General features: G+C 50.0%; 10 protein-coding genes and 6 tRNA genes. 14 read left to right on the forward strand and 2 right to left on the reverse strand.

The features are described from left to right. The first annotated feature begins 67 nt into the window (after positions 1-67). The 10 genes from HMPREF0860_RS01105 to HMPREF0860_RS01150 all read left to right on the forward strand — a co-directional run bounded on the left by HMPREF0860_RS01105 (position 68) and on the right by HMPREF0860_RS01150 (position 6,432). Positions 68-139: transfer RNA gene (locus HMPREF0860_RS01105), tRNA-His, on the forward strand. A gap of 73 nt (positions 140-212) precedes the next feature. Further along, positions 213-286 (forward strand) — tRNA-Arg (locus HMPREF0860_RS01110). 134 nt (positions 287-420) lie between these two features. Further along, a tRNA-Lys gene (locus HMPREF0860_RS01115) sits at positions 421-493 on the forward strand. Between the two features lie 36 nt (positions 494-529). Further along, positions 530-610 (forward strand) — tRNA-Leu (locus HMPREF0860_RS01120). 35 nt (positions 611-645) lie between these two features. After that, positions 646-717 (forward strand) — tRNA-Gly (locus tag HMPREF0860_RS01125). A gap of 44 nt (positions 718-761) precedes the next feature. Beyond that, positions 762-833: transfer RNA gene (locus tag HMPREF0860_RS01130), tRNA-Gly, on the forward strand. A gap of 75 nt (positions 834-908) precedes the next feature. Then, positions 909-2,276, forward strand: a complete 1,368-nt coding sequence (gene tig / locus HMPREF0860_RS01135; RefSeq protein ID WP_021331359.1) for a trigger factor — start codon at positions 909-911, stop codon at positions 2,274-2,276. 51 nt (positions 2,277-2,327) lie between these two features. Next, positions 2,328-2,933, forward strand: a complete 606-nt coding sequence (locus tag HMPREF0860_RS01140) for an ATP-dependent Clp protease proteolytic subunit (RefSeq protein WP_021331397.1) — start codon at positions 2,328-2,330, stop codon at positions 2,931-2,933. After that, positions 2,930-4,183, forward strand: a complete 1,254-nt coding sequence (gene clpX, locus HMPREF0860_RS01145) for an ATP-dependent Clp protease ATP-binding subunit ClpX (RefSeq protein ID WP_021331373.1) — start codon at positions 2,930-2,932, stop codon at positions 4,181-4,183. The genes HMPREF0860_RS01140 and clpX overlap by 4 nt, the downstream gene beginning before the upstream one ends. 254 nt (positions 4,184-4,437) lie before the next feature. Next, positions 4,438-6,432 carry an AMP-dependent synthetase/ligase gene (locus HMPREF0860_RS01150; RefSeq protein ID WP_021331393.1) on the forward strand — a complete coding sequence of 665 codons (1,995 nt, stop codon included), beginning with the start codon at positions 4,438-4,440 and terminating at the stop codon, positions 6,430-6,432. Between the two features lie 12 nt (positions 6,433-6,444). Here HMPREF0860_RS01150 and HMPREF0860_RS01155 read toward each other — a convergent pair whose 3' ends face one another. Continuing rightward, positions 6,445-8,151 carry an FAD-binding protein gene (locus HMPREF0860_RS01155; protein WP_021331349.1) on the reverse strand — a complete coding sequence of 569 codons (1,707 nt, stop codon included), beginning with the start codon at positions 8,149-8,151 and terminating at the stop codon, positions 6,445-6,447. Between the two features lie 86 nt (positions 8,152-8,237). Beyond that, positions 8,238-9,161 carry an AraC family transcriptional regulator gene (locus HMPREF0860_RS01160; RefSeq protein ID WP_021331375.1) on the reverse strand — a complete coding sequence of 308 codons (924 nt, stop codon included), beginning with the start codon at positions 9,159-9,161 and terminating at the stop codon, positions 8,238-8,240. Positions 9,162-9,328: 167 nt separating this feature from the next. On the opposite strand from HMPREF0860_RS01160, the gene HMPREF0860_RS01165 reads away from it, so the two are divergent. From HMPREF0860_RS01165 to HMPREF0860_RS01180, 4 genes are all read left to right on the forward strand, one after another. Continuing rightward, on the forward strand, positions 9,329-10,567 hold the full coding sequence (locus HMPREF0860_RS01165; protein WP_021331404.1) for an ABC transporter substrate-binding protein: 1,239 nt from the start codon (positions 9,329-9,331) through the stop codon (positions 10,565-10,567). A gap of 94 nt (positions 10,568-10,661) precedes the next feature. After that, positions 10,662-11,576, forward strand: a complete 915-nt coding sequence (locus HMPREF0860_RS01170) for a carbohydrate ABC transporter permease (RefSeq protein WP_021331411.1) — start codon at positions 10,662-10,664, stop codon at positions 11,574-11,576. A gap of 14 nt (positions 11,577-11,590) precedes the next feature. Continuing rightward, on the forward strand, positions 11,591-12,463 hold the full coding sequence (locus tag HMPREF0860_RS01175) for a carbohydrate ABC transporter permease (RefSeq protein WP_021331357.1): 873 nt from the start codon (positions 11,591-11,593) through the stop codon (positions 12,461-12,463). Positions 12,464-12,483: 20 nt separating this feature from the next. Continuing rightward, a complete protein-coding gene (locus tag HMPREF0860_RS01180) occupies positions 12,484-14,517 on the forward strand; it encodes a DUF5107 domain-containing protein (protein ID WP_021331400.1) in 2,034 nt (677 codons plus the stop codon). Positions 14,518-14,578: the final 61 nt, after the last annotated feature.

Genomic DNA, 14,578 nt, shown 5'->3' on the forward strand with positions numbered 1-14,578 from the left:
TTTTGCTCGCTCTTGACGTACTGTCTCCGAATTTGCTATAGTTTTCGGGCATTGCAAATGCGCTACGGTGCCTGTAGTTCAGTGGTAGAGCGCCAGATTGTGGATCTGGTTGTCGTGGGTTCAATCCCCACCAGGCACCCGCTTTTATAAAAATTAATAAAAAAGACGCCGCCGATTGCCTGAACGCTCGCGGCTTCGAAATCCTTCCGAAAGCGTTTATAGCTCAACTGGATAGAGCAACGGACTTCGAATCCGTAGGTTGCGTGTTCGAGTCACGCTAAACGCAATTTTTCCACCCTGCACTGTCTTCGTCGCTTCCCGTCGCATTCGAGTGCCTGCAAAAAATCGCATAACGTACTTGCCATTTTATTTTATTTTTGCTATAGTTATAACATTCAGCCACTGTCGTGGATTGAGTACGGGCCATTAGCTCAGCTGGTAGAGCAACAGACTCTTAATCTGTGGGTCGTCGGTTCGAAGCCGGCATGGCTCAAGCCTTGTGTGAGATGAGAAGGCACGCACTCTTTATGCGAGAGTGGTGAAACGGCAGACACGCCGGATTTAGGTTCCGGTGCCTTACGGCGTAAGGGTTCAAGTCCCTTCTCTCGCAATTCCGATGCCTGAGGTGTTGCGACATACAGATTTGCGGGAATAGCTCAGTGGTAGAGCGCCACCTTGCCAAGGTGGATGTCGCGGGTCCAACTCCCGTTTCCCGCTCGAGTACCGAAGCTTACAGCGCCGGAAAACGCAAAGAATTATTTGCGGGAATAGCTCAGTGGTAGAGCGCCACCTTGCCAAGGTGGATGTCGCGGGTCCAACTCCCGTTTCCCGCTTAAAAGTAAAAGCGATTCGGAGCAATCTGAATCGCTTTTTTTATTCGTACGGAGATTACTGGTAAGGAGCGAAGCGTGGAACTCAAAAAAGAATTCACCGACCTTGAAAAATCGGCGGTAAAACTCACCGTCACCGTTTCACAAAAAGACGTCGCGGCCGCATACGCGGAAACGCTCGGCAAATATCTAAAGCAGGCGCAGATTCCTGGCTTCAGAAAAGGCCACGTGCCGGCGAATATTCTCGAACGCAAATTCGGAGAGGGCATCAAAGCCGATACGGTAAGCGATATAATCGACAAAGCGCTCAACGAAATCTTTGAAGACGATGCGGAAAAGGCAAACCGTCCGCTCCCCTACGCTCAGCCCGTCATGGAAAAAATGCCGGAACTCGACGCTGCCGAAGATTTAAGCTTTTCTCTCACCTATGACGTGTATCCCAAAGTCGACGTCAAAAACTTTTCGGGCATTACGATAAAAGAGCCGCAGGTCGTAATCGGCGACAAAGAGATCAATGAAGAGCTCAAAGCCGTGCAGGAGCGCAATGCGGTCGTCATCGACAAAAAAGACGACGAAAAAGTCGAAAAGGACAATATCGTTACGATCAATTATGCCGAACTCGACGAAAACGGAAACGAAATCGCAGGGACAAAGCGCGAAGATTTCGTCTTTACGGCGGGATCGAACGGTACGTTGTACCGCATCGACGACGACGTCATCGGCATGAAAAAAGGCGAAACGAAAACGATTACGAAAACCTACGCAAAAGACGACAAAGACAAAACGCTTGCGGGCACGACGAAAAAAATCGGCGTAACGGTTACCGCAATCAAAATACGCAACCTTCCCGCACTCGACGACGAACTTGCGCAGGACGTGAGCGAAAAATACAAAACGCTCGACGACTTAAAAAAAGCCATCATAAAAAATATGGAAAGCGCGAAGGAACGGCGTATCGGAGAAATTAAAAACAACGAACTGCTTTCCCGGCTTGTCGAAAAAAATCCCTTCGATATCCCTTCTTCCATGCTCGACACGGAACTCGAAAACCGCTGGTATTCGATGGCGCAGCAGTTTCAGACGACGCCGGAACAGCTTGAAAAGATGTTTTCGTCGGCAAAACAGACGAAAGCCGATATACTCAAAGAGTGGGCGCCCGCAAGCGAAAAAATGCTTAAAAGCAGAATTATCGTAGACAATTTGATCCGCGCGCGCAATATTTCCGTTACGCCCGAAGATGTCGAAGCGCGCTATAAAGAAATCGCCGACAAGGGCGGCATAAGCGTCGACGAAGTGAAAAAGCACTACGAAGACGCAAAAGCAAAAGAATACCTCATCGACGACACAAAAGAGCAAAAACTCTACGACGAACTGTATAAAGAGGTGAAAACGGTAAAGGGAGATGCGATATCGTTCGCCGATTTGTTTAAAGGGGAAAGCAACTGAACCCACGCCGCCTCGTTTTTTTAGTATATTGTAGTAATACAGGATGTGACTATGAATGAACGGATGAACACGCTCGTCCCCTCCGTCATCGAGCGGAGCGGAAACGTCGAGAGATCCTATGATATTTTTTCACGGCTGCTCAAAGACAGAATTATCTTTATCGACGGGGAGATAAACGACGTTACGGCGGACTTGGTCGTCGCGCAGATTCTCTTTCTCGAATCGGAAAATCCCGATAAAGACATCAGCATATACATAAACAGTCCCGGAGGATCGGTTACCTCAGGTCTTGCGATCTACGATACGATGCAGTACGTCAAGTGCCAAATCCAGACGATCTGCATGGGACAGGCTGCAAGCATGGGCGCAATCCTCCTTGCAGGCGGTACTGCGGGAAAAAGGTTCGCCCTTCCCTCTTCGCGCGTTATGATCCACCAGCCGTGGGGCGGAGTGCAGGGACAGGAAAGCGACATTTCGATTCAGGCAAAAGAAATCGTGCGTTTAAAAAAATTGACGATCGATTATTTTGCGCATCACACGAAAAAAACGCCCGAACAGGTTGCTTCCGATATGGAACGCGATTTTTATATGTCGGCCGAAGACGCGCTTGCGTACGGCATCGTCGATCACGTTATGCCGGGGAGAAAAAAGCAATGAAACGATTCGGAAGCGACGCGCAGTTTTGTTCGTTTTGCGGCAAACCCGCAGACGCATCGCGTCATCTCGTAGGAGCGCCTTCAGGCAATATCCACATCTGCAATCAGTGCGTCGCCGTCTGCCAAAGCATGCTCGATCAGGAAGAAGGAGAAGTCGCGCCGATTACGATGAACGACGTCCCTACTCCGAAAGAATTCAAAGAATATCTCGATCAATATGTCGTCGGACAGGACGAAGCAAAAAAAACGCTTTCCGTCGCCGTTTACAACCACTATAAGCGCATGTCGGTTCCAAAAAGCATGCGCAAAGACGACGACGTGCTCATCGAAAAATCGAACATACTGCTCATGGGGCCGACCGGAAGCGGAAAGACGCTGCTTGCGAAAACGCTCGCGCAAAAACTCAAAGTACCCTTCGCCATCGCCGATGCGACGACACTCACCGAAGCGGGTTATGTCGGAGAAGACGTCGAAAACGTGCTTTTAAAATTGATAAACGCCGCAAACGGCAACATCAAAGCCGCCGAGCGCGGTATCATCTTTATCGACGAAATCGACAAAATTTCGCGCAAAAGCGAAAATACGTCGATCACGCGCGACGTGTCGGGCGAAGGCGTACAGCAGGCGCTTTTAAAAATCATCGAAGGTACGCACGCGAGCGTTCCGCCGCAGGGAGGACGCAAGCACCCGAATCAGGAGATGATCGATATCGACACGACAAACGTCCTCTTTATCTTGGGCGGCGCTTTCGTCGGTCTTGAAAAGATCATCGAACAGCGCACTGCAGAGCGCGCAATGGGCTTCGGCAGCAACGTCGGTATGATGAACGAAGAAGACCGCATGAACCTGCTCAACCGCTGCACTCCCGACGACCTCGTCAAATTCGGCATCATCCCCGAACTGATCGGACGGATGCCTATCACCGTCGCACTCAAAGAGCTCACGCGGGACGATTTGGTGCGCATCCTCACCGAACCGAAAAACGCGATCACAAAGCAGTTTCAAGCATCTTTCGCCCTCGACAACGTCAAACTCGAATTTACTGATGAAGCGATCGGGGAAATCGCCGACGAAGCCGTCCGCCAAAAAACCGGCGCGCGCGGACTTCGCAGCATCGTCGAAAAAATGCTGCAGGATATCATGTACGAACTCCCGTCGATCAAAGACCGCGAGCAAAAAAAGCTCGTCGTTTCGAAAGATATCGTGCAAAATAAAACCCATCTCGACGTAGGATCTCTTTTGACGGCGTAGATGTAAAGCGCAGACGATCGCATCGCCTGGAAAGCGCAGACGATTTATCGCATTATCCGCGACTCGCATTTCATCATATTGTCCGCGAATCGTACTGCGTTTTCATATACGAAAATCGCATATATCTTTTACAATTTTCATTTCTATCTTGACATAATTAGCGGTTTTTGTCAGAATAAAAAAACCGCACGAACGCCGATTTTGCGGACGGTATATCCGCTGCGGCGCGATGATTATTTTACGGAGTAAACCCGATGAACACGAGTAAAACGATTGAAAAGATCAAATCACTTTTTGAAAAAGATGCGGCGGAAAAGCTGCCGCATAATATACCGCTTTTGCTTCGCTCCCGTGCCGAAGCCTATCCCGACTATACGTTGCAAATCGTTAAAAACGAAGTCGGCGAATACGAGCACTACAGCTACAAGCGCGTTTACAACCGCGTCGTCGAAACGGCGTGCGCGCTGCAAAAGATCGGCGTAACGCGCGGAGCCTTTGTCGGTCTCATGTGCGACAACCGGCGCGAATGGTTTATCCTCGATCACGCGATTTTGTCTCTCGGCGCAACCGATATTCCCCGCGGACTTGATTCGACGGGAACCGAAATGGCCTTCATATTGAATTTCATCAAATGCGAAATCTGTATTTTTGAAAATCAAAAGCAGCTGCAAAAGCTCTTCGACTGCGGAGTTGACGTGCCGACGCTGAAGACGGTTATCCTCATCGATTCGCCTACGGACGATGAGATAAAAAAACAGGCGAAAGCGCGCGAAATCAAAATTTGGAAATACATCGATCTTGAGGACAAAGGACGCCACGCTTCCGAAAAAGAGCGAAAAGCGGTTGAAGCTGAAATGGATAAAACGGGCGCCGACGAAACGGCGACGATCATCTTTACGTCGGGAACGACAGGAACTCCCAAAGGCGTTATGCTTACGCACGACAACTATATCGCGCAGTGCGAAGTGGTAAAGCTCGCCCTTCCGACGACGAAAGACGAAGATATCTGGCTGTCGGTGCTTCCCGTATGGCACAGTTTCGAGCGCGCGTTTCAATATTTTATCGTCGCGCTCAAAAGCAGCATCGCGTATTCGAAACCGTCGGCCGCTATCATGCTTTCCGATATGGCGAAAGTTCATCCGACGTGGATGTGCGGTGTCCCCCGCCTGTGGGAATCGCTTGCAAACGGTATTTTCCGCCAGATGAAAAAAGAAAACAGCGTTACGCAGTTTTCGTTCAACCTTGCGATCAAAATCGGAAAAGCGTTTTCGTGGGCGAGCGACCGTGTGAGGGGCCGTGTGTGCCGCTACAGAAACGGCACGCGCATCTTCGACGTTTTATACGGCATCGTTCCGTTTATCCTGCTCGCCCCGTGGTACGGTATCTGCAAAGTCGTCGTCTTTAAAAAGATCCGCGCAGTGCTCGGCGGTCACATGGTCGCGGCGATCTCCGGAGGAGGAGCGCTGCAAAGCGATATCGATTCGTTCTATCACGCGATCGGTTTCAATCTGCTCGAAGGCTACGGCATTACCGAAGCGGCTCCCGTCCTTTCGGTGCGCAATCCTTTAAAGCCGCGCTCCGGCTGCGTCGGCGTCGTATTCCCTGCGGCCGAAGTGCGCGTCGTTTCGCTCAACGAAGACGGCTCGCTCGGTACCGAAGCGCTTCCGCCCGGCAAAAAAGGCATCGTCGAAGCGAGAGGCCGCCAAATCATGAAAGGCTACTACGAGCGTCCCGATTTGACGGCTCAGGTTATCGATAAAGACGGCTGGCTCAACACGGGCGACATCGGCATGATGACGCAGGACAACGAAATCAAAATCACGGGGCGCGCAAAGGATACGATCGTATTGCTCGGCGGAGAAAATATCGAACCCGCGGTTATCGAAGCCTCTCTTTTGAACAGCCCCTACATCGAACGCGTCATGATCGTGGGGCAGGATAAAAAATATATCGCAGCCCTCATCGTTCCGGCAAAAGACGTGCTCACCGAGTGGGCGAACACCTCTCTTGTCATGTACAGTTCGTGGGAGAGCCTGCTTGAATCGAACGAAGTGCAGATGTTTTTCCGCGAAGAGATCGAGCGCCGCGTAAACGAAAAGACGGGCTTCCGCACCTGCGAGCGCATCAACCGTTTTGCGCTGCTTCCGAACAGCTTTGAAGCCGGAAAAGAAGTCAATGCAAAAGGCGAAATGATGCGCTATAAGATCACGAAGATCTACGCAAAGGAAATCAAATCCCTTTTTGCGTAAAACGACTGCCGCCTACAAAATATCTTTTGCCGCCTGAGCTCCGGCGATTCTTCCGAAAATGAGGGCTGCGGAAAAATTTGCGCTCGTATCGGTGACTTCGCCAGCAGCATAAGCACCGGGAATAATCGCGCCGCCGGCATCGAGGCACTGCGCGTTTTCATTGCACACGACGCCGCCCTTTGTCATGTGAATGGCGGATTTGATATTCAGCGCATAGTACGGACCTGCAGCATTAAACGGACGCGAGGGTTGTTTTTTGCGCAGCGCGTCTTCAATTTCGCCGGCGGCGGCTCTATTGTAGTCGTTCACCGTTTTAACAAAATTACCTTTGTTTACGCCGATTTTTTCAGCCAGCGCTTCCATCGTATCGGCTTTGACGCCGAGTCCTTTTTTAATATGATCGCCGATACGGAACGAAAAATCGACCATCCCCTGATCGAAAATCATCCAGCAATTTTTACCCTCTTGTTTGAAAATATCCAGTCCTCGCGCAAGACCGTAGGCAACGAGTTCGTTTGTAAAACGCTCACCGTTTTTATTTACCAAAATATAATCGTATTTTTGCGGCGCAACGCGCTCACCGGTAAGTTCGCGACCGTGACTGATCATAAAGCCGAACACAACGGTTTTATCCATGTGACCGAGCTGAAAACCGTGTTTTTCAAAAAGCGGAACCATATCGCCGGTTGCGCCGATCTGATTGGATGAACGAAGCTTTGCCGTACCCACCGGAGTATATTTTTCGAGCAATGCGGGATTTTGGCAAAAACCGCCCGTCGCGATGATAACCGCATCGGCCGTGATATCGTAGTATTCGTTTTTATGTTTTACTTTCATGCCTGCAAGGCGATTTCCTTTCATAATAAAATCGTATGCCGCCGTCTCCGTCCGCGTTTCGATGCCGAGAGAGGCGATGCGTTTTTCAAGACCGTCGAGTATTTCTTCGCCCGCATACGCATTCGATTCTGCCATGTGGTCGCGATACTCAAACACGTAATTCAAATCGATGCCCATCTTGCGGTACCAGTCGTCCATTTTCACCGTCATATTCGTTTCGGCCGCGAGTCGCGCTTCGGAATCCCACGCCGTCTTTTTGCGGGTTTCGAGAAGCTTTGCAGCGCTGTCTTCCCGCCCGATTTTTTTCTGTGCAAGGCTCGCCGCATGATAAAAAAGCACCATATCGAATTTGCCGTTACCGCCGGTGATTCCCTCTTTTTCGATTATTAAAATATCCTTTGCTGCGACGCCGCTTTCCACAGCGGAAATCGCCGCAGCTTCGCCTGCGGGGCCGGATCCGACGATGAGTATTTTTTTATGCACGGCCGGGAGGTCTTTGCGTTTTCCCGTATCGCCGCTTTTAAAAGCGACGGGGCCCACATCGGTGCCGGCTTTTTTCAGCGCAGCGGCGACTGCCGATTTAATCGAATACGAACTGAAACTCGCCGCGCTGACGCTGTCTACCTGCGGCGTTTGCGCTTTTAGGATACGGGATATGATTATCGGAAACGCACGCTTTTTGACGGGCGACGATTCGTGGTCGGAAACGATACGGATCGCGTCAATTGTTTTTTTCCCCGTAATATCGACTTCGACGACCATATCGCCGTTATACCCGTGCACGGTTTCGGTATACGTTACCGATCCGTCCTTTTTGCCGCCGCTTGCACCGAGCAGTATCAACGCCGCCAATGCAATCGGCACAACCGCATTCTTTTTCATCTTCTTCCTCCTTAATATCATACATATATACCGCATTTAACAGTAGCACATATTTCCGATATGTCAAGAATTTTCTAACGGTACGTTCAACCGAATTCTTTTTCGGTTTTCGCTTTAATCGATGTCGCATACTCCGTCGGCGACATGCCCGTTTCATTTTTAAACTGGCGTGAAAAATAATGGATCGACGAATAACCGAAATGAGATGCGAGTTCCGAAACGTTCATAACCGAATTGCGTATGAGCGTCTTTATCTCATCGATGCGCATACGCGTAAAGTATTTCATCGGGCCGCAGCCGAACCTTTTGGAAAAAATGCTTTTGAGCAGATCGTAGCTGACGTGTACGGTATCGCAGACTTCGTCGGAACGGAGCATCCGAAACATATTTTTCATAAAATAATCGAGCGTCGCTTTGACGATTTCGTCTTCGTACGATAAGCGCGCGTAAGAGCTCACGTGCGTCTGTTTGGCAGGCTCCCGTTCGATGTGCGTTCGATAGAGCGACAGCAAAAGCAGTTCGAGGTTGCTTACGATAAGCTGCGCTTCCCACGGAAAAGCCGCAGTCCGCGCTTCCATTTTCGGAACATAGGGATCATCGAGCGGAGTGGCGAACAGGCTCCGCGCGTGAGCGATGATTTCGGCGAGCAGCGACTGTTCCTTTTGCGTATACGAAAGCGTTTTATCTCTAAAAAAATCGATCGCACAAGACGCGCAGATAAACGAAATGACGATGACGTTCGGGGAGTCGATGCCGTTCGCTTTCAGCGCGTGGAATTCGTTCGGCTTGTGAAATTTGATCTGTCCGCGGCGAAGAAGCGACCAAGCTTTTCCGTTGTATATTTCGATTTCTCCTTTGTCGACGCAGACGAGTTCCCAAAAATCGTGACGTTCTCCCGCAAATGAAAACGTATTTCGGTATTCAAAATAATGGACAGTTACGATCGCATCGACGGAAATCAATTTTTGAGGATAAAACGGCGTATAGTATGCAGTGTTGTCGATATCCATAGTTCGATTATACATCGATTTTTCTAAAATAACAAATTTTACACCGTATTGTGCAAATACAACCGAAAATTCACATGATACACTTTTACAACTACGGTATTATCGAAAATTATATTTTCCGTTATACTGCATTTTGAGGTTTTCAGCATTTTCAACTAGGGGGATATATGAAAAAATCGGTTACAGCGGTATGTGCGGTTTTTATGTGCGCAGCGCTTTTTATAAGCTGCGGCGGCAAAAAAAACGAAAAGCTTGTATATTGGAGCATGTGGAACGAAGCGGAGCCGCAGGGTAAAGTCATTGCTGAAGCGGCTCGGGAATTCGAAAAAGAAACGGGTATCAAAATCGAAGTCAATTTCAACGGCAGAGAAATCAGGAAAACGCTTCAGCCGGCGCTCGATGCAGGGGAAACGATCGATATCTTCGACGAGGATATCGAACGGGTCGCCAAGACATGGGGAAAATACCTTTTGCCGCTCGATTCGTTTATCGATAAAAGCTATCCGACGACGGACGGTAAAGCGTACAAAGACGTCGTAAATACTCTGCTGCTTTCCGTTGCTCGTGAATTAGGCGACGGAACGGTAAAAAATATTCCGTACCAGCCTTCGACCTTTGTCACTATGTACAACAAAGACCTCTTTGCAAAGGCCGGCATCGCTTCTCCTCCCGCGACATGGGATGAAATGCTCGACGCGTGCGCAAAGCTGAAAGCGATCGGAGTATACGGTATCACCGTCGACGACGCATATATGGCAGCTCTGTTCGGCTACTGCATGGATCGCCTCGTCGGTAAAGACGCCGCGCTTGCAATGGTAAAAAACAACGATTTCACCGGACCGCAAGTGCTTGAGTTCGGAAAGATTTGGGAAAACATGGCGAAAAAGGGCTATATTATCCCAAAAGCCGCATCGAATATTTTTCCTGCGGGACAGGTTGAAGATATTGCGACGGGAAAGGCTGCGATGTATCTCAACGGAACGTGGCTTCCGAATGAAATCAAAGGGAATGCACCCGATATGAACTGGGGAGAATTTGCGTGGCCGGCCATCGCGTCAGCGGGCGACGGTATCGAAGCCAATCACTTCGGTTCGCAGAGTTTCGGCATCAATAAAGATTCAAAGCACGCCGAAGAAGCGTTTCGCTTTATCGTCTATATGACGACCGGCAAATGGGATGAAACTCTTGCATCCGAAAGCATCGGTATTCCCGTCGCAAACGATTCGGAGTGGCCGATGCAGCTTGCCGATGCAAAACTTATCGTCGATTCGACAACGAAGCGGCTTCCGTATGCGTGCGGCATGGAAGACAATTCCGACGTAAACGCAAAGATAAAAGAAAATTTTGCAAAGCTCATCGTCGGCACGCATACGGCGCAGTCGTTTGCGGATGCGATGACAAAATAATATCGGATATTTCCAGCATGCGGGAAGGCGTCGGCGATTCTGAAAGGGATAATCGACGCCGGCCTCAAAGTCTTTTTAGCCAGGATAATTTGCGATGCTCAAAAAAAATAAAACGATGATCGCCGTATTTTTAACTCCGGCGCTTATATGCTATGTGCTTTTCTTTTTATATCCGACAATCAGAACCTTCGTCATGAGTTTTTTCCGTATCGAAAGTATTTCCGATCCCGTTTCAACATGGAAATTTTTCGGTTTCGGTAATTATAAAAAGCTGTTTTCGACCCCTATTTTTTTGCAGTCGATGTACAATATCGCGCGCATTTGGTGTATCGGCGGGCTCGGTACGATGTTCATGAGTTTGCTCTTCGCTTTTATCCTGTCGAGCGGCATACGCGCAAAATCGTTTTTCAGAAGCGCCATATATCTTCCGAATGTCGTGAGCGCAGTCGCGATGGGAACGATGTGGATCAATTACATCTACAATCCGGATTACGGTTTACTGTACACGGTGCTGCACAAAATCGGCATTTTGGATGGAGCGGAAAAGATATTGTGGACGGGACCGGGAAACTTGTTTTGGAGTATGCTCGTCGCATACTGTTTCGGTATGGTCGGCTATCACATGCTCATCTTTATGAGCGGTATCGAGCAGATTCCGCGCGATTATTACGAAGCGGCGCTGCTCGACGGATGCAACGGCTGGCAGCGTTTTCTCCATATAACCGTTCCGTTTTTGCGCGGAGTCGCGCGCACGAACCTCGTCATGTGGACGGTGTATACCGTCGGCTTTTTCGTGTGGGGACAGCTGTTCAGTCCGGTAAATCTTTCGAACGATACCGTCGCTCCGATGAATTATATGTACGAACTCGTGTTCGGCTCTTCATCTTCGGCGAATACGGCACGCGATACGGGAGCGGGAGCCGCAATCGGCATTATCATGATGCTCATCGTTATCGTCGTGTTTTTGTTGACAAGCCGCATCGTTAAAAACGACGACACGGAAGTATAAGGGGAGGCGATACGATGTCCGAAGTTAATACATTGCATACGGGTAAATCGAATGTCGGAAAACGGTATTCCGTTGCTGCAGGGTATACGCTGGTAGGGCTTTGGGTTTTGTTTACGTTTATCCTTATCAGCTGGGTAGTTTTTGCATCGTTTTCGACGTCGCAGGAGATTTTCTCCGATCACATGTTCAAATTCGTAAGCGGTTTTCATTTCGACAATTACGTAAAAGCGTGGAGCACGCAAAGGGTTTCGGTGTTTTTTATGAACTCGCTTTTGTATACGCTCGCATCCTGTACGGCGATCGTCGTCATTTCCGCACCCGCAGCCTATGTGCTTTCCCGTTTTAAATTCAAAGGAAACGCACTGCTGCAGAATATGTTCGCTACGGGGCTCGGCATACCGCTCATAATGGTTATCATGCCGCTGTTCGGGCTCGTGTCGCAGCTGCATTTGACCAATAACCGAATCCTTATCATTTTTTTGTATACGGCGATGAATATTCCGTTCGGTGTGTTTTATCTTTCCGCCTTTTTCAGAAATTTGAGCCCCTCGTACGAAGAGGCTGCGGCTATAGACGGCTGCAATCCGATAGCGGCGTTTTGGATCATCATCTTTCCGCTTGCCCAGCCGGGCATCGTTACGGTGAGCATCTTTAATTTTATCACCGTATGGAACGAATATTTTATGTCGCTCATATTCGCAAACAGAACCGCCGTACGTCCCGTCGCCGTCGGTTTGTACAGTATGATTCAGTCGATGCGCTACACGGGAGACTGGGGCGGTATGTTTGCAAGCGTCGTCATCGTATTTTTGCCGACGTTTATTTTGTACCTGTTCCTCTCCGAACGGGTTATCGCCGGAGTTACGAGCGGCGCGATTAAAGGCTGATCGGTAAGGGGCTTATCGCTATGATATACGCTTCGACCGAAAAAATCTCTGCCGCGCTTTTACAGGGGGAAAATCCGCTGCCGCATTTCCGTTCGCGCGAACACGATATGCGCGTCGAGTTTTGCAAAGGAACGCCGCCCTTTTGTTTGAGCGGAGCGGGTTTTTCATGCGGTTATCGGATTTTACCGTATACGGTGCAGGACAGATACGACCGTAACAGAAAGGAATGCGATATCCGCACGATCGTCATGGAAAACGATTTTATCAAAGCGGAATTTCTTCCCGATTGGGGAGGACGGCTTTGGTCGCTCGTCGACAAAACGGAGGGGCGCGAGCTTTTGTACAAAAACGAAGTGCTCCAGCCGGCAAATCTCGCCATACGCAATGCGTGGTTTTCAGGCGGCATCGAATGGAATGTGGGACAGTACGGGCACGCGTTTACAACCTGTTCGACCGTCGGCTTTGCGTCGGTGCGCGCATCGGACGGTGAAGAATTTCTGCGCATGTATTCGTATGAGCGGTGCAAAGATTTTTTTTGGCAAATCGATTTTCATCTTCCCTCATCCTCGCATTTTTTGTACGCGCATCCGGTTATCTTCAACATAAACGACGAGCCGCTTTCCGTTTATTATTGGACGAATATCGCAGTGCCGCAGACGGACTCGTCCCGCGTATTCGCTTCTTCCCGTCATGCTCTGTATAAAACGCCGGATGATCATAACGGCAGACCGACTTTCGGTTACGGCAGTATGCCGTTTTTTCCCATAGCTCCCGACATCGACCTGTCCTATCCTGCGCGCATACCTTTTTCGAGCGAATACTTTTTTAACTGTACCGACGAATCCCATCCGTGGGAAGCAGCCCTCGAAAAAGACGGCTCAGGTTTGTTCGACGTTTCGACCGGAGAGCTTTCCTACCGTAAAATGTTTTGCTGGGGAAACTGCCGCGGCGGCAGGCATTGGGGGAGTTTTCTCGCAGGGGAAGCCGAAACGTCGCTTGGCGCACGCGAAGGGGAAGAGGAAAGTGCCGACTGCCGCTACTTTGAAATACAGGCGGGGCTTTCGCAGACGCAGCTCCACGGCGTCAGTATGCCCCCGCGCGACAGGTGGGAGTGGACGCAGGCTTTCGGACTTCTTTGCGTATCGGCAAGCGATGCCGCATCGAACGATTGGAACCTCGCCGCGAGCGCCGTCGAGCGCAGCGTACGCGATTCGATCGATACGTCAAAGCTCGATTTGCTCGACGCATCCTATGCGGCTGAAGCCGATCTTCCGATTTCAAAAACGCTTTCCGATGCGGGAGAATGGGGTGCGCTCGAAAAAGAGCGGCGGATGATGCAGGGCGAAAGCGATATACCGCCGTCTGCGGCCTTTTGTTTTTCGGACGGGCAAAACCCATGGCGGCTTTTGCTTACGGAAGGAAGCTTTCCGTATCGCGCCCCCGAAGACGGTCCGGGTCAATTTATGACAGGGAGAAAATGGCAGGAACTGCTCGAAGCATACATAGCCGCTTCAAAAGAGATGCCCCCGTGGAATGCATTCTATCACTTGGGCCTTATGAAAATGGAAAACGGCGATGAAAAAGGTGCCGCATCGTGTTGGTTCAATGCCGAAAAAGCGTGCAGCACCGCGTGGACGCAGAGAAATCTTGCGCAGCTTGCGCTTTTCAAAAACGATATTACCGGAGCGCTTTCGCATTATGAGCGCGCGGTGCAGGCTGCAGGATTTTACGCGGACGTCTCCGTCGCCGAAGAATACGCAGCCCTCCTCGTACAAACGGAACGCTATGAAAGAGCGATCGAACTCTATAGCTCGCTTCCCGATGCGTGGAAAAACAGCGACTCTCTTGTCATCGCGTACGGCAGGGCATGCGCATCGCTCGGAAAAAAAGATGAAGCGTACAAAACGCTTTCCCGCAACTTTGCGAATATCCGTGAAAGCGAATCCCCTCTCGCCGATATTTGGAGCAGAATGCACGCTTCGCCGCCGCCCTTTTGCCTCGATTTCAGCATGAAATCTTCCGGCGGATCAAACGATCGAAAGGAGGTACGATAAAAAGCGCCGTCTGAAATATCGCCGTCGCTTTTTATCTCGAGTTTGCACGGATGTTTGCAGA

The organism is Treponema socranskii subsp. socranskii VPI DR56BR1116 = ATCC 35536 (genome assembly GCF_000468115.1).
Taxonomy (GTDB): Bacteria; Spirochaetota; Spirochaetia; order Treponematales; family Treponemataceae; genus Treponema_D; species Treponema_D socranskii.